Origin of the sequence: Natrialba sp. SSL1, from assembly GCF_001861355.1 — an archaeon.
Lineage (GTDB): Archaea > Halobacteriota > Halobacteria > Halobacteriales > Natrialbaceae > Natrialba.
Genome location: NZ_MASN01000034.1, coordinates 46,457 through 69,276 on the forward strand (window position 1 = coordinate 46,457; position 22,820 = coordinate 69,276).

The 22,820-nt window shown below is 57.8% G+C and carries 25 protein-coding genes and 1 pseudogene; 4 read left to right on the top strand and 22 right to left on the bottom strand.

What is annotated here, in order from left to right; all coding sequences use genetic code 11:
- Positions 1-43 precede the first annotated feature (43 nt).
- From BBD46_RS10485 to BBD46_RS10530, 10 genes and pseudogenes are all read right to left on the bottom strand, one after another.
- Positions 44-625, bottom strand: a complete 582-nt coding sequence (locus tag BBD46_RS10485) for a hypothetical protein (RefSeq protein ID WP_071401657.1) — start codon at positions 623-625, stop codon at positions 44-46.
- Between the two features lie 83 nt (positions 626-708).
- The gene (locus BBD46_RS10490) at positions 709-1,104 is read right to left on the bottom strand and encodes a DUF7567 family protein (protein ID WP_071401658.1); all 396 of its coding nucleotides are present in this window, start codon (positions 1,102-1,104) and stop codon (positions 709-711) included.
- A 78-nt stretch (positions 1,105-1,182) separates the two neighbouring features.
- Entirely contained in the window at positions 1,183-1,548 is a 366-nt protein-coding gene (locus BBD46_RS10495; RefSeq protein ID WP_071401659.1) for a DUF7568 family protein, read from the bottom strand.
- A 2-nt stretch (positions 1,549-1,550) separates the two neighbouring features.
- Entirely contained in the window at positions 1,551-2,042 is a 492-nt protein-coding gene (locus BBD46_RS10500; RefSeq protein WP_071401751.1) for a hypothetical protein, read from the bottom strand.
- Between the two features lie 122 nt (positions 2,043-2,164).
- Positions 2,165-2,572: a hypothetical protein gene (locus BBD46_RS10505; protein ID WP_071401660.1), complete on the bottom strand. Its 408-nt coding sequence runs from the start codon at positions 2,570-2,572 to the stop codon at positions 2,165-2,167.
- A gap of 71 nt (positions 2,573-2,643) precedes the next feature.
- A complete protein-coding gene (locus BBD46_RS10510) occupies positions 2,644-3,306 on the bottom strand; it encodes a DUF6735 family protein (RefSeq protein WP_071401661.1) in 663 nt (220 codons plus the stop codon).
- A 68-nt stretch (positions 3,307-3,374) separates the two neighbouring features.
- A pseudogene (locus tag BBD46_RS10515) lies at positions 3,375-3,754 on the bottom strand (hypothetical protein).
- 431 nt (positions 3,755-4,185) lie between these two features.
- The gene (locus tag BBD46_RS10520; RefSeq protein ID WP_071401752.1) at positions 4,186-5,076 is read right to left on the bottom strand and encodes a hypothetical protein; all 891 of its coding nucleotides are present in this window, start codon (positions 5,074-5,076) and stop codon (positions 4,186-4,188) included.
- 96 nt (positions 5,077-5,172) lie between these two features.
- Positions 5,173-6,099 (bottom strand): transcription initiation factor IIB, encoded by a 927-nt coding sequence (locus BBD46_RS10525; protein ID WP_071401662.1) that lies wholly within the window; start codon positions 6,097-6,099, stop codon positions 5,173-5,175.
- 213 nt (positions 6,100-6,312) lie between these two features.
- Positions 6,313-7,209, bottom strand: a complete 897-nt coding sequence (locus tag BBD46_RS10530; protein WP_071401663.1) for a DNA-binding protein — start codon at positions 7,207-7,209, stop codon at positions 6,313-6,315.
- A 280-nt stretch (positions 7,210-7,489) separates the two neighbouring features.
- Between BBD46_RS10530 and BBD46_RS22645 the strand changes: the two genes are divergently transcribed.
- Positions 7,490-7,867: a hypothetical protein gene (locus tag BBD46_RS22645; RefSeq protein WP_171908191.1), complete on the top strand. Its 378-nt coding sequence runs from the start codon at positions 7,490-7,492 to the stop codon at positions 7,865-7,867.
- An 11-nt stretch (positions 7,868-7,878) separates the two neighbouring features.
- On the opposite strand, the gene BBD46_RS10535 is transcribed toward BBD46_RS22645, so the two are convergent.
- Positions 7,879-8,139, bottom strand: coding sequence for a HalOD1 output domain-containing protein (locus BBD46_RS10535; protein WP_071401664.1), 261 nt, complete (start codon positions 8,137-8,139; stop codon positions 7,879-7,881).
- Between the two features lie 121 nt (positions 8,140-8,260).
- Here BBD46_RS10535 and BBD46_RS10540 point away from each other — a divergent pair, with 121 nt between their 5' ends.
- On the top strand, positions 8,261-8,521 hold the full coding sequence (locus tag BBD46_RS10540) for a winged helix-turn-helix domain-containing protein (protein WP_071401753.1): 261 nt from the start codon (positions 8,261-8,263) through the stop codon (positions 8,519-8,521).
- Positions 8,522-8,523: 2 nt separating this feature from the next.
- Here BBD46_RS10540 and BBD46_RS10545 read toward each other — a convergent pair whose 3' ends face one another.
- The 7 genes from BBD46_RS10545 to BBD46_RS10575 form a co-directional block, all read right to left on the bottom strand.
- A complete protein-coding gene (locus BBD46_RS10545) occupies positions 8,524-9,096 on the bottom strand; it encodes a hypothetical protein (protein WP_071401665.1) in 573 nt (190 codons plus the stop codon).
- Positions 9,093-9,461 (bottom strand): hypothetical protein, encoded by a 369-nt coding sequence (locus BBD46_RS10550; RefSeq protein WP_071401666.1) that lies wholly within the window; start codon positions 9,459-9,461, stop codon positions 9,093-9,095. The genes BBD46_RS10545 and BBD46_RS10550 overlap by 4 nt, the downstream gene beginning before the upstream one ends.
- A gap of 112 nt (positions 9,462-9,573) precedes the next feature.
- The gene (locus tag BBD46_RS10555) at positions 9,574-9,939 is read right to left on the bottom strand and encodes a DUF7558 family protein (RefSeq protein ID WP_071401667.1); all 366 of its coding nucleotides are present in this window, start codon (positions 9,937-9,939) and stop codon (positions 9,574-9,576) included.
- Complete coding sequence (locus BBD46_RS10560; RefSeq protein WP_071401754.1) at positions 9,939-10,229, bottom strand: hypothetical protein; 291 nt, start codon at positions 10,227-10,229, stop codon at positions 9,939-9,941. Before BBD46_RS10560 ends, BBD46_RS10555 begins: the two co-directional genes overlap by 1 nt.
- 250 nt (positions 10,230-10,479) lie before the next feature.
- Positions 10,480-10,785: a hypothetical protein gene (locus BBD46_RS10565; protein WP_071401668.1), complete on the bottom strand. Its 306-nt coding sequence runs from the start codon at positions 10,783-10,785 to the stop codon at positions 10,480-10,482.
- Positions 10,782-10,982, bottom strand: coding sequence for a hypothetical protein (locus BBD46_RS10570; RefSeq protein ID WP_071401669.1), 201 nt, complete (start codon positions 10,980-10,982; stop codon positions 10,782-10,784). The genes BBD46_RS10565 and BBD46_RS10570 overlap by 4 nt, the downstream gene beginning before the upstream one ends.
- 317 nt (positions 10,983-11,299) lie before the next feature.
- A complete protein-coding gene (locus BBD46_RS10575; RefSeq protein WP_071401670.1) occupies positions 11,300-11,860 on the bottom strand; it encodes a hypothetical protein in 561 nt (186 codons plus the stop codon).
- Positions 11,861-12,088: 228 nt separating this feature from the next.
- On the opposite strand from BBD46_RS10575, the gene BBD46_RS10580 reads away from it, so the two are divergent.
- Together BBD46_RS10580 and BBD46_RS10585 are read left to right on the top strand one after the other, a co-directional pair.
- Complete coding sequence (locus BBD46_RS10580) at positions 12,089-12,352, top strand: hypothetical protein (RefSeq protein ID WP_071401671.1); 264 nt, start codon at positions 12,089-12,091, stop codon at positions 12,350-12,352.
- A gap of 106 nt (positions 12,353-12,458) precedes the next feature.
- Positions 12,459-12,935, top strand: coding sequence for a hypothetical protein (locus BBD46_RS10585; RefSeq protein ID WP_253184547.1), 477 nt, complete (start codon positions 12,459-12,461; stop codon positions 12,933-12,935).
- A 636-nt stretch (positions 12,936-13,571) separates the two neighbouring features.
- Here BBD46_RS10585 and BBD46_RS10590 read toward each other — a convergent pair.
- From BBD46_RS10590 to BBD46_RS10605, 4 genes are all read right to left on the bottom strand, one after another.
- The gene (locus tag BBD46_RS10590) at positions 13,572-14,828 is read right to left on the bottom strand and encodes a hypothetical protein (RefSeq protein ID WP_071401673.1); all 1,257 of its coding nucleotides are present in this window, start codon (positions 14,826-14,828) and stop codon (positions 13,572-13,574) included.
- Positions 14,829-15,191: 363 nt separating this feature from the next.
- Positions 15,192-19,514, bottom strand: a complete 4,323-nt coding sequence (locus BBD46_RS10595; protein WP_071401674.1) for a helicase HerA domain-containing protein — start codon at positions 19,512-19,514, stop codon at positions 15,192-15,194.
- The gene (locus tag BBD46_RS10600) at positions 19,511-21,709 is read right to left on the bottom strand and encodes a VirB4 family type IV secretion system protein (RefSeq protein ID WP_139173567.1); all 2,199 of its coding nucleotides are present in this window, start codon (positions 21,707-21,709) and stop codon (positions 19,511-19,513) included. The genes BBD46_RS10595 and BBD46_RS10600 overlap by 4 nt, the downstream gene beginning before the upstream one ends.
- On the bottom strand, positions 21,702-22,820 hold the full coding sequence (locus tag BBD46_RS10605; protein WP_071401675.1) for a hypothetical protein: 1,119 nt from the start codon (positions 22,818-22,820) through the stop codon (positions 21,702-21,704). The genes BBD46_RS10600 and BBD46_RS10605 overlap by 8 nt, the downstream gene beginning before the upstream one ends.

Genomic DNA, 22,820 nt, shown 5'->3' on the forward strand with positions numbered 1-22,820 from the left:
CCTAGAGCTAAATCGTATAAATATGTTTCTGGATTCTACTTGACTATCTGGTTTCGACAGCGAGCTCTCCGAATGCGTTCTTCAGGGATCCGCGGAACTGCCACGTGGCTCGTTCGAAGGCTTCCTCAGTCGGTCCGTCCCATCGAGGAAAGCCGTTGTGAGCGCTTACTTTGACGGTCCACTCGGCGGGTTCGTCGAATGGATTCTGTGTCGGCAGTTCCACGACGTAGAGGTACTCCTCGTCACCGTGAATGCCGTCCGCTGGATTTTCGACGCCGTGACCGAGGAGAAACAGCGGCTGATCCAGATGCTCCATGTTGGACGGATCCAACAGATCCTCCGGTTGGTCAGCATCGATACTTCGATCACGGCCTTCATCCACGTACAGATCCATCGTTCGGAGCTTCCCGAGAAACACGAAGACGGCTGCTGTGTACGATGGTCCTCGCTCCGCTCGCGTTTCATCGAGGAGCTGTTTCAACTGGACTAAATCTCGAAGGACACTCGAAGGATATCCGTCGGAGTGTCGGTAGACTTGCGCGATCCGGTCATAGGCGTTCGGCTCATCTGTTTTGGAATTCGGTTCGACTCGTTGAACGAATCGGAGTTGACTCCGTGTCGACATCAATACTCTCCGGCACGTGTGCGCCGGCACCCATCGCCGGCGCAACAACAACGACCACGTAATCGCCGAGAAATCGAATTCCTCTACGCCAGATGCGACACCTCGTCCGGCTCGTCGACGTCGTCGAACTCACCACGTTCGACCGGCTCCCACTCATCACCCGGCTCCGGACTCCACCAGTCGACCTCGTAGGCACCCGGTGCGCCGAGAATCTTCACTCGCGCCGACCCATCTGGCAGATCGTGACGGAGCTTCTTGTCGACGTGGAGGTTCCAGGTCGTGTCCGTGTCGAAGCACGCGATCACGGCATCTTCGTACCCACGATCTTCTATGGGTTCCTGGAATTCGACCCGCGTGTTGCAGTTCTTGCAAAACACCCCTTCGAAGAGAATGTTGGTGAATACCTCGTGCCCGCAAACGGGACACCAGAGGAACTCGAACAGTGCCTCACTGTGTCGGTCGAGTACTTCGAGACTCATTGGTGGACTGACCCGGCTTGATCGGGTCAATTTCTCTTGCCCGATCGAAAAAACAACTCCAAGCGCGTGTTCGTACAGTCAGCGCTCGGCCCCGTACACGATTCGTGAGGGGGCTTCGTATCCGCAGTTCCGACACTCGTACCAGCGCTGGACTTTTGCGCCGTCAGCCGCTTTCCCACCGATAACGATAGCCTCGTTCAGACACTCCGGGCAGCTTAGCTCGGGCGCTGGCCTGTCCCGAAGCGCATCCCGGAACGTGGTCGCCTCCTTCGTCTCGTACCCTCTCGACCAGACCGGGTAGCCATCAACGAGGATCACTCCACGCCATTTGTAGCGGTAGGAGTCAGGGGCTCGATGCAGGATAGCTCGAGCGCCGGTTTCGGTGTTCCGATACCTAAGCGCCGGCGTACGGCTCTCGCGCCGCCAGTTGGAGATTCGGGGCATTGTTAGAAGTGGACGTCCGCAGGCACGATCCAGGGGTTTTCGCTTTCCTCGAGGATTCGATCCAGCTGCCCGCGATGACGGATACCGCTCGCGTGCTCGGTGTACAAGAACACCATCGGCCCATCGTATGCGCCCACTTGGTGGAACGCATGCCGAGCGAGATCTTCGTCGCGCATGATTTCCTCGTTAGAGAACTCGTCGAGTGCCTCCCTCACCCGTTCGAGATTGCGCTCGAATTCCTCCTTCGTTGCTTCCCAGCCCCGATCGAGTAACTCCTCCCCATCGTCGGAGTCGACGGGGACTGCAGTCGGGAGATCGCCCCACCGCGCCTTACCAGCGACGGACGTATCCTCTTCTTCGAACGTGACGTAATAGTCGAACACGGCGCAGGAGTGCGCGTCTGTACCAACCAGACGGTCGAACACTGTCTTTCCTGCAGCCAATGCTTCGTCCTTTGTCGATGCCTCTACGAGGGCGTATATCACCATGTGCATCTTGATCACTTTGAGACGCCGACGATCCGGGGTTGCTCGCTGCTGCTCAGTTGATGCGCCGGCACCCATCGCCGGCGCTCGAAAAAAACCTGCTCTGGCGTGGATTCTCAGGGCTCGTCTGCTCATTTGACAGTGATGGTCAGGTCTCCGGATTCGTAGTTCGCTTCGAAGTCGACGGTGAACGCGTCTGAGTCGTAGGCGGCGTGGTAGGCCCGGTGAAGTTCAAGCGAACCGGTCGCTTTGAAGTGGAAAAACGCGGCGGCAGTGTAGGGCTTGCTCTGAGTTTCGATCTGCGTCTCGACCGAGGCTGGGAGTGCGATTTGGGGCGTGTCGGTGTCGATACTCGACGCGAATCCTTTCGCTTCGTCGACGGTTGCTCGTGAATGCGCTGGTGTCTCCCCGGTTAACACGTTTACCGGCGTCTCCGTGTCGTCAGTGAACAGGACATCTTCGAAGGTTCGCGTCCCGAGGATCGCGTCGGGATCCAACTCGCAATCGTGGAATGGATCGTCGGCTGGTTCTTCGGTCATCGAATCATGAGCCTACGGGGGCTCAGTCCTTTTGCCCCCGAAAAAACAGCCACTGCCTCGAAGCAGATCGCCTACGAGTGTCCGACACTCGCACTTTCGAACGGCGATTCGCCGGTCGGGATGAGCAATTCCTGTCGATCGCTGACCCACTCGGCCAGCTTCCGCTTGAGATATTGCCTCGCCGTCGACGGTGTGAAGACGTCCTTGTCGATCATGTCGCCGACGACGTCCTTGAGCGCCTGGAACTGGCCCTGTAGATGGCCGTCGCCAACCGGCTCACCGTCGTACCAGCGCACGGTAGCGAGCGCGTCGTTCCCGACTGTCTCGTCTTGTTCGATTGTCTCCGAGTCATACTGCAGACCGAACCATAGCGTCCGATACGCGGCTATCTCGAACGTCGTCGACACCACGTAGAACGCCTCGTGATGCAGGTAGTCAAGATGATCGGCGACGATCTCGTCGAGGGAGAGTCCCGTAGCTCGAGGTTTCGGCTCGATGACGGTCGATGGTCGGCCCTCGTCAGCCAGGTAACCGTCGACGGCATCTGCCTCGAGGCCATCGGCCAGCTCTGCGAGGAGTTGTTTCGCCCACTTGGAGTCGGTGTCCTTGCCACCGAACGGCGATTCAGCCGAGATTCGGTGCTTCAATTTGAGGTTCGCTGCACCCCAATGACTGTAGTGGAGCGTGTACTGTCCGTCGGTTCGTTCGTACGCAACGAGTGCGCGATGTCCCATGATTCAATCACCTCACGAGGCGATGCTTGTGCTGTGTCACCCCGCACCCCTCCTGGGGGAGAACAACGCTACACGTCGATCGACTCGATGGAACTGAGATCCGGCGGAGGACTTCGCCATCGCGGATGACGTACCGCTTTGCGAGGACTGGGAACCGACATTTCGTGAACCCAGCTGTCTGGATGTCGAGTTCTTCGTTAGGCTCGAGATAGCCGGCGAGTGTTTGGAGGAACTCGTGCGTCACAAGACCACCTTTGTAGTCGGGAAGGCCGTCTTCACGGGCTTTGTAGACCTCGAGGGCGTCGTATCCCCAGATGATGAACTCTCCTTCTTCGTCCACTTCCCAATTCAGGGTCCCGAAGCAATGTGCTTCGCAGAGCTGGCGGACTGCCTGTGCATTCGTTACGATCGCACCGGTCGATGTCGTCGCTGCTTGGAGCGTTGCCATTGTTTGTACTCGAGGGCGTTCTCCTGCCCCTCACCCATTCGGGGGTAACAAACTCCCTCCGAGGCGGATCAAGACGAACCGCTACTCAAGGGTCGTATAGTCTGGATTTTATCTAGACCTGACATCCTCTGCGGCAGCTGGTCGAGTGAGGCGCCTCACCTGCTCCAAGAGCGTCATCGCTGCGTCGATCCGGTCTCGATCGGCGGGATTTAATTGATCGATGTCGATACTGGTGAGATTGCTGAGCGCGCGGTGGATTCGGTAACTGGGTGTGTCTCGCGGGTCCATGTGTGCGTCTCCGCCGATTATCGGCGCGGACAAACGCCGACGGACTGAGAGCAGGTATCTCCGGGGTGGTTCTGAATTGGTCTTTAGTTAACCAACAATTCCAGAGATTCGCCCCCGAGTGTTGGTTAAGATCACTATCTCGCCTACCGATCTCCTTCAGGCTCGGGTCCGTATCGGGGCGTTCCGCACACGTGGCACTCCCACATCGGCTGGCCAGTCCACTCCACATCGGGGACGGCCTCGAATCGTTGGAACCGATGCTCGGTCTTCCGGTGGCACTCTCGACACTCGAAGTGATCTCTGTTCGGGTTCTCACGTTGCGGGCTCTCGGTACTGCTATCCTCGACGGAGCGCTGGAGCGCAATCGCTGGCACCAGCCAGATGTCGTCTGCATCTTCTAGGAGGGCCGCAAGACGATCCTCGTCGTGAATTACTCTCCCGGTTTCCTCGTAGAGGAACGTTGCATGCTCGCCGTCACGACGCGACTCTGTCTTGCATCCCCACGTTGTCCGTTCACGAGCAGTCTCGAGCAATTGTTCACCGTGCTCTGAAGTGATCCGTGCTGCTGAGGGGAGCGAGGGCCACTGCTCGGCAAGCTGCGTTGCAGGCTCTTCGTTGAGGTCGTAGATGGGCCGGCAGTTGTCGATCGCAGGGTCGGAATCCGACTTCGCCAGGAGAGAGGCTGCAGCAGATCCCTTTGCGACGGCGCCGTAGAACGTTCGCGACTCGACGAGAGCATGGATGACGTGGAGGAGATCACACTCCGAATCAGGGGTGTCTTGTACATCGGTGGCTGCATCAAGATGATTCGTGAGACAGAACCGGCACTTCGTCTGACCAGCGGGGATCGACGCGCCACAGGAAGTACACTCGGCCGCCATTGGCGTCGTGGCGTCTGGATAGCCTGCGTCGACTGGACCCGTTCGGTGACGTCGGGATTCTCCCTCGCCACTACTGGTGAGTTTCTCGTCGGGAATGTGCGTCGCTTCGCCAAGCGGTCGTAGTTCTTTGTAGTCAGAGTACCGTCCGGTCATAGAGTGGTCTGGTCGCAACATGCTTCGTCTTCAGTTTTAAAGGATTGCTATCCGTCGATTCCTCCACAAACACCCAAATCAACAAAAGGAGCGTCTTTAGACAGATAGTTCGTCCAGTGCGTCCTGGTGGGTTCGGACGGTTACCGGTGAGACGTTCGCGACCTCTGCGACGTCCGACTGTGTGAGCAACTGGCCCTGTTCGCGCCCCGCTTTGTACAGGCAGGCAGCGGCGAATCCTGACGGGCGGACTCCCGTGGTAACTCCCGCCGATTCGGAATTTTCCGCCAACCTCCGGGCCTGCTGCCGGATCTGATCTGGGACGTCGAGTTCTGACGCGAACCGAGGAACGAACGCACTGGGCGTCACGGGCTGGGCCGGGAGGTCGAGTTCCGTGTTCAACGTCTTGTACGCGTTCGTCACGCGCGACTGCTCGACGCGCGCCGGGTCGGTGACGTCGCCGAGGGTTCGCGAGAGCCCGTTGCACCGACACGCCCCATAGACGCTCGCTGCGGCCATCGCTTCGATCGATCGCCCAGGGAGGAGATTGTCGTTCTGAGCACTGCGGAAGAGCTGGCATGCTTGGTCACGAATTGTCTCGGACAGCTCGAGTGCGCTCACGATCCGGCGGACCTCCCCCAGACCGTGCGCGAGATTGCGTTCGGCTTTGGACTGAAACCGTCCTCGGGTCTGCTCACGGCGCATCCGGGCCACCTGCTGGCGTTTCCGTCCAGAAAGTGTATTCCCATTCGCATCGGTACCCCAACCGATCTCGGTCGATAGGCCCCGGTCGTGCCGCGTCGTCGTGAGTGGTGCACCGGTTCGTTCACGTTCGTCCTCGTCGAATGCTCGCCATTCAGGCCCGTGGTCGATTCGCTGCTCGTCGACGACGAGACCACACTCCTCGCAGACGGTTTCGACCGCATTGGTGGTGATCCGCCCGTTGCACTCGGGACACTGGTTTGCGCTTGAGTCAGTCTGGACATCTTCGTCGAACGTCGTCTCGTAGATCTCTCTCGTTGCCATGGTAACTCACGAGGGACAGTACAATGAATCGTACATCTCGGAACGCCCCTCACCCATCAGGGGCAGATAAACACCCAACGGTACGAAGCCAGCGCAGTGTTCTGCTGTGGCGAAAGCCCGGCGGCTCTGTGAGCCGCCCGGAACGTGGAGGTTGGGTGGGGCGGTGGGAAGCGGGTGAACGGGCAGCAGCAAAAAGAAGGCCGCGTTAGCTGCCTACTCCCACCACCGACCGCGCTCTGGGAACAACACGGTGCTCCACCCAGTCAGGGCCACTGAGACGCGCCCCTGGTACCAATTCCGCGCCGCCCCGTGAATCCGCACTCGCTCGCCTTCTTCCATCCACGGTTGATCGCTCGCGACCCAGGATGTGAACTTCGTTCGCCCGCTCTTGTCCTCGATGAGCCCGACTTGCTGAATTGCCGAAGAATCCGCATCCCACAACTGGGTTACAGTCCCTTCGATGCTCACCTCCTTTCGGTTCACGTCCTCGACTGTCCCGATCGGGATCACCTGACCCGGCGCCGTCTGGAGCTCCTCGAACACGCCGACGACTGCACTCATTATGTCTTTCCCGTTGACGACCGCCTCGGCCAGCCGCCGACTGATCGCCGCCCGCGACCAGCCATTCAGCTTCTCGGCCAATCGCATCGACTGTTCGTTCACAGCCGCCAACTGCTCCTGTTCGAGTTCTGCACGCGGATCCGGCCGATCCGGGTCCGCCATCGGATTCACGCTCGCTCTCCGCTTCTGGAACGTCATCCGCCGCTCAGCGCTCCGTTTTGCCGCGATGTCTCGCGTCCGCTTCTCTCGACCCTCCTGTGTCCCGAGTTCAGCCTGGGCACTGATGCGCTCTAGCTCGGCCTCCCGCGCCTTGATGCGTTCTTCCTGTTCGAGGGTCTTCCCGAACATGTGATCCGGCCCTTCCTCGACGCGCGCGTCCGGATGGTTTGAATCGACCTTTGCCTGCACTTCCATCTGCACCGTCGCCTGGAACTCCGGGGTCTCGTCGACGACTTTGAAGCCGTCCTCGTCGAACTCCGCTTCGTCCGCTTTTTCGAATGCCTGTTCATCGACCGAAACTACTTCACTGGTGACGTTCTTACTCGACATTGGTCTTACCTGACCTGAAGGCGCTCACGCGCCCGACACCGCGATGCTACAACATCGCGGGTTTCTCAACGACTACGACCGACAGAACCATCTGCGCGCTCTCGCTCGCGCCTTCGCGAGCGCCCTTGGGCGCAAGCGAGAGCGCGCCCGAGGAGGCCAATCATCCAGCACCGCGCGCTGACCCGCCCGGAGCGAGCGGCCAGCGGGATATGCCCGTTCGTGTCCGGCCCGGGCTGCGGGTCCGTGTCCAGGGCGACTGTCGCCGAGCACGCGCGCCGCGGTGTGGCGCGCAACAGCGCAGGCGGCACAAAGCGCTGGAACGCGAAAGCCCGCGAGGGGCGCAACCGACGGGGATACCCGCTGGCGTCGAGACCAGACGCCCGGAACGGACGCTCGCGGTGCGGAGAGCGCCCGCATGCCCGGAATGGTCGGTCGCGAGCGACGCGGAGGGCGGAACGCGGCGAGCGGGGCGGGCCGTCGAGAAACATCCGGCCATCCAGTTCCGACGCTCGGTGACCCCCCACCTCCTGGTGGACTCAGAAAGGGCGAGGCCGTCTCGGTCGTCCCCCGACCCCGCAAGCACCGCAGGAACAAGGAGCGCAGCGGCGGTCGCGGGATGCCGAGCGGCCGAGGGCTTTCAGGGTGTGTCAGATACTGACCCCGATTCAGTTACGGGTTCGGTGGAATGGACTCCTCGTCGATTAGGACGTCGACGCTCTCCGGCGTCACCGCGAGCCGAACTCCCTCCACTGTGAACTGTACTTCCACGTCCTCAGTCGACGAGTTCAAAATCTGCTCGAGCGCTTCGACGTCGATGGAGTCATACAGCTGGTACTCATCCCGATCCACTCCACATGCTTCGAGCGTCTCGATGATGTCGACCAAGAGGTCAGCCGATTCCCCAGACCCAGTCATTGACGAGCGATCCATTGTAGCGTCCAACGCTTAGGACGAGTACCGTTTAAAAGGTTGGGAGTCAACTGAAATTGCTCTAAGCTTTTCCAATTGACTTAGCGCGTTTGGGATAGCGTCGGCGCAACCAGAGATGATTATGCGCTTTGACGCCGACTGGATGTCACGTGCCGATGATCGCATTCTGGAGCATCTTGCTGAAGAGGGTCCCGATACCCCGAAGGAAATGGCTGACAGTGACCGCGTCCGCTTCTCTCGACAGCACATCAACGCCCGTTGTAAAACACTCGTCACCTACGGTCTCCTCGTTCATCTCGGGAACGGTGTCTACGATATCACTCGTGAGGGGAAACAGTATCTCGCCGGCGAACTCGACGCTCGTGACCTCGAGGGCGAATGAACCTACTCCGCCAGAAGTGCCACCAACTGGGCGACGTATGGGCTGTTGTCCCAGCTTCGGTGGGGGCTGATCGCGCTAAGTAGCGTTCGTGCCTCCTCGTGGGTCATATGCCCGTTCCGGGCGTAATCACAGATGAGCCGTGGTGTCGGGACGATTCGTGGTCCTTGGAGTACCGCGTGGATGAGCGGGAAGTTCGTCCCACCAAACTCGTCGGTGAGAAAGCCGTCGACGTCAAGCGCGTTCGCGAGCACGATCCCGTCAGTTTCGCCATCATCGAGCCCGAATGTGGGCCTCGTGTCCGGTGTTTCGTCACGCTCGTACGGATCTTCGACTGCGTAGTGGTCGCGAGCCGCGAGCACATTCGTTGCTGCGGCAGCGTGGATATCCTGATACTGCATGATGTCACGGAGCTCTGCGACGACCTCGGGTGGCACGAACACGTCACACGAGGTGAGCAGATACTGAAGGGGGTCCGGGGCGGATTCAGTATCGTACGCTGCGTCGGCGCGCGGCACGGCCAAACTGACCAGCGCGCTGGTGTCGGCAACGACCGTTCGCAGACGTGGACTGCTCATCGATCGTCGTCGGTCGCGGTGTCGACCGTTGTCGCGTCGCCATCGTAGACGTCGACGTCGTCGGGGGTAGCGAGATCGAGTGGCTCGTCCTCGAGATCGGCTTTGAGGAGGCGGAGTCGCTGGGCGGTCTCGGCGCCGACCAGTTGTTTGACCGTCTCGAACTCGAGTTGGTCGTCGTAGTACTTCGTTGCGACCAGCTCCTGGAACGTCTCGCTGTCAGCGGTCTCTTCGATGTACTCGCGGATGGCCTCGACGAGGAGATCCGTCCGATCTTTGTCGAAGAGATCGGCGATCGCGTCAAGTCGGTCGACGAGATACTCCGGGGACTGGAAATGGACTCGGCGTGGGTCATCGCTCGCGCTCATTCTATGTGCAAGTTCTGCACACAGGAGGATAACCGTTTCGGCATATGTGCAGACCTTGCACATTGTCTCAAGACAGAGGATAGGCCCGTCGAGTCACGACGTGGAGTTTGCTTCAGTGCACGTCGACGTCGAGTGCGTCGAGCGATGCTTCCGGCGTCGCGACGACGTGTTCCTCGAGGTCGCGCGTCCAGTATGTAGCTGGCCCACCGGGGCTACAGCGGTCGCGGATCTGGAGGGGTCCTTCGAGGTGACCGAATTCCACCCGGAACCGCGTGAGCGCTGCGAGCGCGTCGACCACGAGTCCGCAGCCGTCGCAGGCGTGATGATCGCGTTCGTCGTGATCCGGCCGCGTCTGGGTGGCACAGTCGACACAGATCGGGTGGGTGACCCGCTCGTCCTGCCCCCAGGTATGCGCCTCACCGGCCTCGGTGCCGGGCGGGGCGTCACAGAAGGCACAGCCAACGAGCGTCTGCTGCATTACTTGTCCTCCTCGCCGCTATCGCGGGCGGCCGTCCAGCCGCGATGGAAGACAGCTAGCTGCCAGATCGAATCAAACGCTTCGCCACGTGGTTCGTGAACGAGCACTCGCTGTTCGGAATCCGGGATGACCACATCGTCTTCGAGGAGAGCACCAACGAGGCATCGGGCGGTCGTTTCGTCGACGTCTGCCGTCGAGACGTAAGTCGTAGCCTGGTCTTGAGCGAGGAGTCCGGTTTTAAGCCGTCTGTGATCGTCAGCTGTGTTATTGATTGCATCTGAACCAGTCATGAGGATCAGTTCGAGCACGCTATTCGAGCGCGCCTCGCGCCTCCAGGCGCCGATAGACTCGTATATCGGTAGCAGATGAAGTGGTAGAACAAGGTCTAGCTCCGTGAGTATTAACCAACAAAACTGGGGACACCACTCGGAACTGTTGGTTAAAGTTAGTCTCCCTTCTTCAGAACTGCAGAAGAGGCCCAACTCAAAGGTAGATACAAAGAGTCTACCTCCGACGAGCGACTAGGCTGAGTACGTTGGCTTACCCCCCGCTGTTGCGGTGCTCAGGATCGAGCCGAGCATACGCATCTGCGGTGGAACCCAGTTCAGTGAGCGAACTGTTGAGCGTCATCGGTTCGGGGAGTCGCTCATCAATCTCGCAGAGGGCTTGTTCGGCCTCGAGGAGTGCCTCGTGAAGATCGTCGATGGGAACGTGACCGCCATCAACAGCGTCACGTTCCGGGTGGTACCCCTGATCACCGTACTCCGAGTCGGGAACCGGATCATCGACACCGAGTGCGCGGTCGAATCCAGGGATGTCGTGTGGATCAGGATCATCTGGTGTCATCGGTTGAACACCTCGACGTCGGGATTTGCACCGGCTGGACCAGCGACCGCTTTCGCATGCTCGAGTTCGCGGAGCTCTCGCTGGGCCTGGCGTTCGAGTGCGGCTGCTCGCTGACAGCGTCTGACTCCCGCTTCGTCGCGGGTGCTGCCGTCAACAATCGTGAAGCGCTTGCCACGGTGGTCGATCTGCTCGAGCATCAGCACGCATCCTCCTGAGCGGCATCTCGATCGTCCGCCTGCAGGTGGTCGTATCGGACCTCGCAGCTGTCCGAACAGAACCGGCCAGCGTATCCTGCCCGATCGCGAGTGCGTGCCGAACAATTCGGCATTCGGCACGCGTTGCGATTGGTCATCTGGCGATACCTCGCTTCAGGAACCGAGTCGTCTCAGCGTCTGATGACGCTGTTGCTCCGTCAGCTGTTCTCATGAATTGCTGCGGTGGGCTTCATTGAGCCCCCCGCAGCCCTTCCGGGGGCGACAAACCATCTCGAGCGAACGACCAGTTCAACCCGCAGTCACCGGTTGAACGTCCCATCCGGAGCGGGGATGATCCCAGTTCGGATCTCGAGATCAACGCGTCTGAGATGTTTGCAGCCACCGGCAGGCTGGCGTTGTTCACAATCCGGACAGGTACACGTCTCTGCCTCAATATCGACCGTGTAGGTGTTCCCGCTCTCGCTGACAACCTCGTAGGTTGAGCCCACACTGACGAAGCGAACGTCCATATCCCCGCTGAGTGCCCGGCGGGTTCGCGGCTCGTCGATCGAGTAGTCGCCTGCCTCGAGCGGAGTCGGTGGGTCTGGTGCCTCGCAGGGATCGCTGAACTCGCGACGGCGGTTTCGTTCTTGGCCACAGTTCCGGCAGTGCCAGTAGCGCGTTCGGTACTCGTATCCATCGGTGAGGTCAATCTCGTATGGTGTTGGTTCCGTGCCGGGTAGCCACTCGTCGACGGCAACGAGTTCGTGCCCATTCAGATGAGCGACATCGCCGGAATACTGTCGCTTTCGGTCGCTGGTGTTGCAGTTCTGGTAGTGTTCCTGGTGTTGCTTGCGTTGAATTGATCGATCTGTACTCATGGATAATCTCGAGGCACACGTGGTCGCGCCTCACCTCTTGGGTGCGAAAAAACGATTCCCGGACTGGCCGATTGATAGGGGAAGCGCAAGGGCTGACTGGAAAGAAAGAGAGTCGCTCATTCGAATGCGGGCTTCGAGTCTGTTAGTTGCCCCGCGAAGCCGGTTCTACTCCCACAGTGGGGTATTCTTAAGCAACTCGATACTGAAGAATCCAGGTACGAAGACGAGATGCACGACAGCACTGATCCACGACCGCCGCTTTCGGAGTGGATTCTAGACGCATACGATGTCCTTTGTACGCACAGTCTCAACTCGGACGATCATGACGATGTGCAGTCGGTCCCTCGAGAGCAAGCACTCGAGATCCTTCTTAGAAGTAATGAATTGGCCCTTGAACCTGAAGACGCGAACTTTGCGCTCATCCGGCTGCTCGAGCGAGGCTACTTCTATGAGGTCGACGATGAACTCCGTGTGACAGCGCCGGAAAATTGACTTCGGATTGCAGACCGAGACGTATCGCTCACTACACGTGCGGATTGATCAAATCGGTGTTTGAGCTTCCCGAAGACATATGGCGACTCACCTCAAATATTTGACTATGAATCGACGGAAATTTCTTGCTGTCGGTGGTCTCGGTCTTGGAGTGGGGTATGCATGGAACAGGTCTCGATCTCCGTCAATCCCCAGTGGTATGACTGTAGATACGCTATACTACGAAGGGAATATTTTCGATGCGCGTGATGTATTTGGGCCAAGAGAAGAGTCACACACGATAATAACAGACGAAGAAACCGCAGCCAGCGAATTTAGAGCTGTTGAACAACTGTCCCATTTTACCGAAGAGACTGATTTTGATGAATCATATACTCTTGTCGTTCAAAATGGAATGCGATCAGAAGACGATCTCGAATTAGATTCGATTGAACGCATTGGAGACGGCCTTCGGGTTGCTATTTCTATAGATAAGCCACTAATCCCCGACCATGACGACCTTATAACACATACTCTCCTTATCAGGATTACTGATGAGAAAAGCGTCCTCGATTCAGTAGATATCAATATAGAAGGCTATTGATCATCGGATTATTTTATCAAAATTCGATACTCTGTGTTGTGTAAATCACCTGTACTTATCACTCCACGCATTCAGTGTGGAGGGATCTTACTCATCGGTAGCGGTCAGTCATCACCTGCTTTGTGAAGCAGTTCGAAGTTGCCACATGGGTTTCACCTCGAATGTGTTGGACTCCTCAACGGGAGCAGCATGACTTCGATTTGTTGCCGATGATATGGACCGTGAGAGGTGATTGACCAGCTCATTGCGTACGTCCTGGCGAGAAAGCGTCTGCTTGTGCCAGCCGAGTCGTTCGTCGTAATGCTGCTTCGTGAACGTCTGGCCGGTCGCATCGGCTGCGAGGTACTGTGTCTTTTTGATACCCAGTTGTTTGAGGAGCGATACTCGCCACCGACGTCCTCGTGTGTCAGCTCGACGAGGGCACACTCGACGAACGTGATGATCGATTTCTTGCTTCGACCGTTTGGAACTGAAAGATGGAGACCGAACCAGAGCGGTGCAGATATATTTGGATGGGCTAGTGCTCTATCGATACCACGGTCTCGTTGGTGCTGTTGCTTGGAAGTCATCTGTTGTTCCGGGGCGGTTTGAGAGTCTCGTCACCTCCCTCCGGGGTGAAAACACTATCTCGTGGCCTCAGCGGTCCTCAGAGCGACTTCCAAACAACCGTTTTGTCCGGCTCCACGCGGACGCACTCTCAGATACTTCATCGGCCTTGTCGGTATTGGCGGCTTGCTCCTTGTCGGTGCGTCTTATCTCGCAATCGCGATCTGCACCTGCAGCTTTGAGGTCCTCGAGCTTCGTCTCGAGCTGGTCGATGCGTTCGTTCTTCCGTTTGAGTGTTTCCTCGAGCTCGTCAACACGGTCAGTCAACAATCGGTTCTTTTCAGCCAAATACGCGTGAGTTCGACTCGATTTGTTACGGTCGGAATTCGAAGACGTCTCACTTGTTGTGAGAGAGGTCTGAGTAGCCTCGCCTCCGGAGTCTGGGTCGTAGAACTCCGATGTATTCGCGATCGCTCGCTCGAGAGTCTTCTCACCGTACGTCGATCCATCGGCATAGTGGATCTCGTCCCATTTCTCTCGAAGAAGGCCGGACTGCCGGAAGAGCTTATCCATCCACATGGCGTCGCCGCCAGTCCAGAAGGCGAGCAGGAAACACAGCGCCATATCCGCCTCGGACTGACTCTCGTAGCTGAGTGTGTTCCCGTTCCAGAGGCGTTCGAACTTCTCCCCATTCGTCGCGTTGCACGCCTTTTCGAGGAGTTCCTCATCATCGAGGTCGATTTCCGCGCTGGGCTCTCCTGCTGCCTCATTAGGTGGATCACTGTCCCTATCGTCAGTCGCGTCGTCCTGAACGTACTCACGATGGACTGCTGTGAGCGCGTCTTGACGCGTCGCGACCGTTGTCGGCGTTTCGTCGACGTGCTCTCCAGTGACCGTAAAGAAGCGTGCTGAATCATACATCTCGATTGCTCCTTTCCGATTCCGGTCACCGTGGAGTTCCCCCTCTACGATGACGTGATACCCAGTTCCGGACGGTGATCGTTCGGTGTAGGAATCGAGCCGGTCGATGATATCTTGTGCTGCCTCGTCGATGGCGCCGGTGTCCAGGTCACGACAGTCGTCCAGGTCGATGCCGACAAACGAGTCGTTATCAGTAAAGACGAAGCCGATTCCGTCAGCGTTCCCTGCCTCGGTATACTCGAGGGCGTCGTCGAAGGTTGTCCACGTTTGATCGTCCGTCGACGAGGCAAACTCCCCCGTCGTTGGTGTGATCGGAACCTTTGTCGGTTTCCCATCGCGTTCCTGTTCGCGCCAGCAGATCCACTGATCGGACTCGACGAGCCCCGCCGGGAGTACCGATTCATCGAGCGTAAATTCATCAGTCATAATTCTAGAAAATCGCCGCTGGCGACCTCGATCCCCTTCGGGGTCGACGACAAACTGCCACCTGCTGGTCGCGTCGATCCAACCCTTTGGTTCCAACGGGGAACCCCCCTCCTATACTAGTTGGTTTTTGGGTGGAACAGGAGCTATAAACAGAGGAAAATCGGAAGACGTGATGGTGTTCCACCCAGTGTAGTGCTGCTGTTCGTGTTCCACCCAAGATATCAATGGGTGGAACACGGTTCCATCCCGTGATTTTCGTTTCGACAACGAACCTGCTTGACTCCATCCCTCTGCCGTGGGTGGAACAGCGCGCTCTCGGGCGATTGTCTGCCTGTAGGCAGTTTGTATTCATCCCTCGCATCTCTATGATTCCGTCTCCTGCTGTGGTGCGAATCGGAAGCCAGTATAACAGCGGACGAGTTCCCCATCACGTCTTTCCCGACCTGTCTCGAACTCGATATGATCGCCAAGTTTCCGGGAGAACCAACTCTTGTTAACTGGATCGATCTCATGCTCAGCCGCCCAGTCCGTGTACATGGTGTAGACCTCAGCTTTCGGAAGAGTCGTCTCGCCGTCTTCGATGAGAAATGCATCGACAAACGAAGCAAACGATACGTCAGTATGCTCCGCAGCCTCTTCTTTTTCCGTCTGGGAAGGCTGAGCAGCTGGTTTGTCGTTGAGTTGCTCTTGTTCTGTTTCGGTCGATGCTAATTGCAGTGTTCCTTCTACCAACGTTGAGAGCGGTCTCGTAGCGCCGTCTTCGTATACAACAGATTCACCGTCATCACGAAGGATCACGATACCGTACGATGATCGCTGATATCCTGGCACGGGTAATTCATCATCAGGGATGAATGGCTTCTTGATCCGAGTCCAGTCAGCCTCGAATGCATCTTTCGAGCCGTAGACGTGCTGCTCCCCCTGCTCGTACACGACGTACTCATCCGCTGCGTGGTCGTAGCTGTAGATGGCAGGGAATCGGCCCTTCGACGCGTCCGCGAGCGTCGGGAGTCGAGTGTACTCGATCCCATTGCCATCTCTGAGCACGAATTCGTCATCCTCACGCATCCAGACGGTTCGGCTTGAGTCCGTCTCACCAGTCGCGGGCCGGACGGCAGTCACGCCACCTTGTTCGGTCGCTCCTCCGCTGAAGGTGATATGTCCGTCGTGGGTATAGAATCGGGTTTCACCACTTGCGAGCTGTTGAACCGGCGGTGACAGAATCTGCTCAACTCGTTCAGCCCAGTAAGTTTCCGTATCGCCGGGGCGGACAACGAATAACGGAATGTGTTCAGCGTCCTGTGCTTTTCTGAGGTTGGTAAGAACCTTCACCGGGTTCTCCGGTGTCGTGGTTTCGGCCTCGATAGCAAATGTTTCATCAAGATCGGGATGCGTTGCTTTCGCGTCTGGCCGTTCGTTACCATCCTGCGTGAGAATCGTAACACGAAATTCGAGCGTCGTGAGTGCGGCCTCGATCTCCAGTAGCGCCGCATCGTGCGCCTCGCTTCCCGATGCTCTCACGTCACCGGTGTCTGGCGCTGCTGCAGTCTCTCCGATGTCGGTCAGACGGACCAGGAGTTCGTCGGCGGCTGTATCGAGGTCGACATTGAGAAGCCGTGATCGCTCCCGGATGTCCGCGAGCACATCGTAGTCTGGTGGATCACTATCTATTCCATCGAAGCATGCCCGCAGTTCGGCGTCGACGTCTTCGACGGCCACCCATCCATTCTCGTCGCGAACGCCATCTCGGAGTTGGATGATCCGAATCGTCTTCGCGAGCGCCTGATCGAGATCCTGATTTGCCGTGCCGAGGATCTCTTGTACTGCTTCGGGAGACCGTTCCGACGATGCGATTCCGGTTTCGGGTACACCGAACTCATCGCTCGTCTGCTCGTGAATGGTCGACAGCAACTCATCAAAACGATCTTCTTCCGAGTCGGTCAACGGAGACTTGCTCTCGGGATGACCCGTAGGGATCGGCAACGGTTTCACGCTAAACGGATATGGGCCGGTTTCGCCGAACGTCGGACTCGGGAGCTGTGCGATCCACTCCCCGCGTGGCAGTGATCGAATCCGATTGGCGAACTCGGTCGGATCCATCTCCTCGTGAGCCATCGCCTTGGCCAGATCGCGGTCGACGTTGATCTTCCCGACAATCGGGCTGCCGATATCGTTCAGGACGTTCAGATACACTTTTCGCCCGCCTTCGGCTTCGATCTGCTCCGGAAACTGCATCGACAATCCAACTGAAAGCCGGAAGCTCCGGCCCTTCTCGAGCAGATCGTTCATAATGTTGGAGACCACGACTGAGGCAGCCTCGTCGATGAGGAGGTTCACGACGTAGTCGTCCGGCTGCTGGTTCACCGCCCGCTTTTGCTCGCGGAGAGCGTCATCGAGGTTCGTAAGAATCACACCCGTCATGAGCCGTGCGGCTTCATTGCGGAGACCGCCAAGATCGAACAGAATGACCGTGTTCTCGTCGAGGGCGTCTCGGAAGTCGAACCGGGACTCGGTGTTGTTGAAGATCCGGCGCAGATGCGTATCCTGTGAGATATAGGCGAGACGATTCCCGACACCACCCATCACGTTCGCGAACGTATTCGGGTCGAGCTGCAGTTGACGGCGAATCGTCCGGCGGACTTCTTCGTCACTCGAGCGCGGCACTTCATCCTCTCGTGGATTTGGCGGTCCTGCCTGCCAGAGCTGGTCGACTATGTGCTCCAACTGCCGGTGTCCAAAGTAGTTCACGTCCTCTCGGTAGAGTCCATTCTCGCGGCCGTATTCCTCGTCGAACAGCACCTTGATCAGCGTCTGAATTAGCGTCGGTGCGACCGTCGCGCGCTCGTATCGATCTTCTCCCATTACAAGCTTGAGGATCTCTTCGTAGTGGTCGGCCTTCCGCTGTACAGCGTCGGCACGACGCAGTCCGTTTTCAAGTGAAGGTTTGAGATTGAAGAACGAAAACCCGGGGAGGATCTCCGGCATCGAGAAATGAATCACGTTCGATTCAAGGTCGGTCATGCCGAATCGGCGAGCGTGAGCGCGCATGTAATTCTCACTCATGCCGTCGCCCTTTGGATCGATCAGGATGACCGGACCATCTGTGTTCTCGTAGAGTGAGAGCAGATCGTTGATGAGCGCTTTCGATTTCCCTGCTCCCGTGGTGCCGAAGCGGCCATAGTGTGTCGGCAGTAAGTTCGCTGGAATATGGACTGGCACTTCTTCTGGGTTGCCGTTTTCATTAATGGCATAGCCGATTGCCATCCCCTCTCGAAACTGCTCCATTAGATCCGGATGCGGTCGCGGGAGTGGATTCCGAGACCGCTGCTCGGATCGCGTCCCACGACTTCCCTCGACACTCAGATCCTCGGAAGAGGGGACGACAGCGACGCTTGCAAGCTCATCGCCGTTCAATACGAGGTCAGGTTTTCGTTTCCCACGCCCGGTGACAAGGTCGGTGTCAAGCACCTTCCGAAGGACCTTTTGAGCCCGTTTTTGCTTGGCTGTTTTCCTGAAGCCCTGTGATCTGAGTCGTGTACCATCGAGCCCATAGAACGGCCCGTCTAACGAATCCAGGGCCTGAGCGAGCTGATCAAGGCGCCTTTCGAGTCTTTCGGTTTCGTCATTTGAGGGGACAGCAATCGCGCGCAGGTTGACGGTGAATGTCCGTTTCGGATGTTTGGCATCGATCCGATCATAGCGGTTTTGCGCCGCACTCCCGACGCGATGCCCACGCTTCTCGTCATCAGGGCGTTCTTCCATCTCGAACATTGGGCCGATGTACCGCTGTGCGAACGTATCCCGGCCTTCCATGAGATCCTCTTTGCGAAGAGCGGCATCATCCGACCAATCCGGCTTTCGCGTCCAGACAACGTGGAATGCGATCGGATGCTCGGCTTCCGTGAGGTGATCGATGATCACGGCGACCGATGAGCGGTCGGTCTCGTATTCGGTTGGATCTGGATCGTCGCTTGAGAACGATTTGATCGTCGTCATCCAGTCGCGTTTGCGTTCAGCAGTCCCGTACCACTGGACCCCAACAGGTTCGAGGTCAGCGACCGGTGGACGAGCAAGGACCGTTCCGTCTTCCGTTGCAGTCGGTCGTGGAATCGTGGTAAGTGGGTCATCCTTCGGGAGTGTCTCGGGACCATTGAGTTCGAACACTCCATCCTCGAGTTCGACATGCTGATCAGCGAGAGGTGAGCTGCATTTCCCTGTGTCCTGATCGAGGAGCGTCTCTCCTCCATCAGTTACTTCCATTTCGTCCTCTTCTGAGAGAGGCTGTATCTCATCCTCAGCAGGCTGGTAAAGTATGTTTCCGTGTTCAAGTTGTCCCCGGAACTCATCGTGGGTGAATTCAGTTGGTGGAATAAGCTTCTGCTCGAGATCGAAGGAACTGAGCGTCACATCGAACGTATTCGGATAGATCGTGTTGAGCTGTTTTTCGAGCGTCTCGAGGTGGGCTGGCTGATTGATACCGTAATAGAATTCGACGGGTTCGTCTTTTCCCTCGCTGATTGCGATGAACTCGAACGTTGGAGGGGATGTATCTACGAACGGATTCAGCCGCTTCGTGAATTCAGTTGCATTCGGGTTCTTCAACTTGTGCAGGCTTTCGAAAACCGCTGGCACCTCCGTCCGTCGAATCCCTTCAGATGTCGGAACGACACGAACATAGTCGCTCATCGGCCGTCTTCACCTCCGTCAGCGGAGCCACCATCAGATCGAGTCGATGCCTCGGTCGGTGAATCCAAATCGTTCGTTCGCGCTGTTGTCTTGTCCTCGGTATCAGAGTATTCAACCACCTGGTCATCGATTGACTGATCAGCACCAGGGAGATCGGCACGAGACTGTTCTTTTGCATCGAAGTCGATCACCTGTTTTTCCTTCTCCATTGCCCGTACTTCGATTCCGCGCCACTCCCCGTCGACACCGACTAACGCCTCAGAATATCCCGTCTCCTCGTTACCGGGGACGGCGTCTTGGACGAAGCGCATCTGTGCCGAGTTCAAGCCGAACTCATCGGCCCACTGCGTATCCATTCCGTCGAGATGGTGGAACTGCTTGATCGCACACTGGTCGAGGATTGCTTCGGCTTCGGCGTGCTGGAAGAACTCGTCGACGGTCTGGGTGACCATCCGGATCGACAGATTGTGGTGGCGGTGATGACGGAACACGATCTCGAGATACTCGAGACTCGCCGCATCCTGCATCAGGTATCGAGCTTCATCAATGACGAAGACGACCTCCTTGTCGGTTTCCTTCGCCCGCTCGTACACCAACGTGATCAGGAGCTGCATGACGAGACTCGTACTCCCGCCGAGACTGCCCTCTTGCTGGGCAAGATCGAGATAGATCACTTTTTCGTCGCGAATGTCGAACTCCGTCGGTTGACCGAGATTCTCATACCGACCACCGTCAGCGAACGGTCGAAGCTGGTCGATCAGCCACGTTGCATCGGACTGGATCTTTCCCGCTTCTTCGTCAGTCCGGACGACGAATTCTTCCTGATCATTGACCATCTCCTCGAGGATATCAAGGACGTCTCGTAGCGTCGGACTTTCATTATGATGCGTCGTGATATCGTCAGTGATCCCGTTGCGACTGTAGGCCGTTTCGATCGCGTTTTCCAGCGTCGTTCGTTTATCGCCAAGCCGAATCCCACGGAGAGCAAAGTAGTTCGACAGGAAGCTCATGACGCTGTCGAGTTTCTCGCGATAGGGACTGGCGTCCTCGCCCATCGCCCGCTGGACACGCTCGGGCGTGGGCTTGATCTCGAGCGGATTCAGCCCCATATTTCCACCGACAGTAACCCGCGTTCCGCCGAGAGCCTCGGCGACGCCTGCCCAGTTGTTCAGCGGCTCGAGAATGATCCCGATGCGGTCTTCGCTTTGTTCGATCGAGCGGATAAAGTTCTGCTTCGCACCGAACGATTTGCCAGAGCCGGGATCACCGATCGTGAACATTGCATAGCCGTTCTCACGAGCGAACGGATCGATCACGACTGGACTATCGTTCTTCCAGTGCACGCCGAACTCGACACCGTCATCCTCGAGAATCGTCGCATTGTGTGGTGAAGCAAGTAACGCACCGACACTGCCACCGAGGGCGATAGCTTCCCGACCGAAGGGATTCGAACCGATCGGTGCAGCCGCCTGGATGGCGAGATCTTGCTTACAGATCGCTGTCTTTGGTGAGAGGCCAGCTGGCTGCTCGCGCAGCCGACTTCGAACCGTTTGGACAGACTCTCGAAGCTCTTCTTCGGTATCTGCCCGAACTGTGATGAACATCCCCTGATCGAACACGCGGCTACCATCCTCGACAGCAGTGTACGTCGACACAGCCTCGTTGGCCCGCTCCTGGAGGTACGCGCCCCGAACGCTTCGCTCGAGGTCGGCATCGACCTGCAGGTCGTCAGCGACGCGCTGAAGCTCATCGCGTGCCTTTTGCTGGTTCTTCGGCGTCATGTGGACGGTCAGGTCGAACTCGACGTCGGTCAGCTCGAACAGCTCGTTCAGGTAACCGTCCTTCGGATAGTCAGGGTAGTCAGCGATGTACAGCGTCGACGTCCACTGGTTATCGATCTCAGCAGTTCGTGTCCCCCAGCCGACCACAGCTGGTGCGATCATGCTCTTGTGGCGTTCGGCGATGTCGTCGAGGATGCGCCCCTCGACTTCGCCTGCCTCGAGCGTTTCCTCGTCGAGCAGCTCGGAGAGTTCGACCTCGTCTTCGTCCTCCTGCCAGTCACGATAGGCCGAGATGCCGATTCCAACGAGCGCACCCAGCACACCAAGTCCAACAATGGCGTGCATCCAAGTGAGGTCGTTCAAGAGTTGTCCGACCGCCTCTATCGTCTGGAGTGGGATGACCACGTTACTCATCATCGTCCCTCCGTGAATGGCCGAGAATTGGCTGCTCGCGGATTGCATCGCCAGCGTCGTCATACTCGTGCTCTTCCCCTGCCCAGAAGTCCATTGCGAGCACGAACAGTTCGACCGTGGTTAGCCGCCGAGCGGACCAACCGGATTGCTTCTGGACGAGTTCGGTCTGGACAGCTCGACAGCGTCGATCCAGCTTCTCGAACATCTTTGCGCGGAGTTCGGCGTCATTGAGGTCCTCCCGACGAGTCACGAAGGGGTTGAATAGAAAGCCGATCACTGGAAGGTCAGTCAACTTCTCGGCAGGTGATTGCTCGTCGCGATACCGACTATAGACTTCAAACGGACTCACTTGGACGCCAACGAAGTATCGAAGCTGTTGCGTTCCCTCGAGATCGCGTGGGCGTTGCTCACGATATTCACTCAGTAGTTCCTCGAAGACCGGGTTCTCTGTAACGTCGTCATCTGTGAGTCGCTCCTCGATCTGGTCAATGAGATTCTCAACTGGAAACGAACGGGTCGTGGCGTGGAATTTGATCCGATAATCGAGTTCCGTGTTCGCGAACTCGGCCCCGATGCTCTGTGCATTCGCCCAGTCGCCGGACATCGCGAAGTCCATGTTCCCCGGATTGATCTCGAGAAGCGCTTCCATCGAGCCATCAGTGCGCTGAATCGTCCGTGCCCCTGGCCACGCACGTTCGATGTTCGTGAGGTCTTGGGTTCGTTCGTCGGGCGCAAATGGCGTGTAGTTGATCAGCCCGTCCTTGTTTCGCGTTGCATCTCGCTGCTCGCGTTCATGAGCCGTTTCATCTGGAACGTTGAGCGTTACTCGTGGTCGCTTGCAGTAGTACCGATACACGTCTGAAAGCCACGTTGACGCTGGGAGATGACTCGGACTTGCGTAGACCGCAGCAACACCGAGCACGACACCGGTGAGGACAAGTGGCAGGACGAGTGTGTCGATCCCGCTCATCCCTCCGAGTAACAGGCCGGTGATCGGGAACCCGAGTAAGACGTAGACATCGCCTTCAGCGACGTTGATAATCGGAACCCGATTCTCCTCGCCGAGTTCGTCCATGATACGCCGTGACGCCGGTCGTTGATCAGCTCCCAT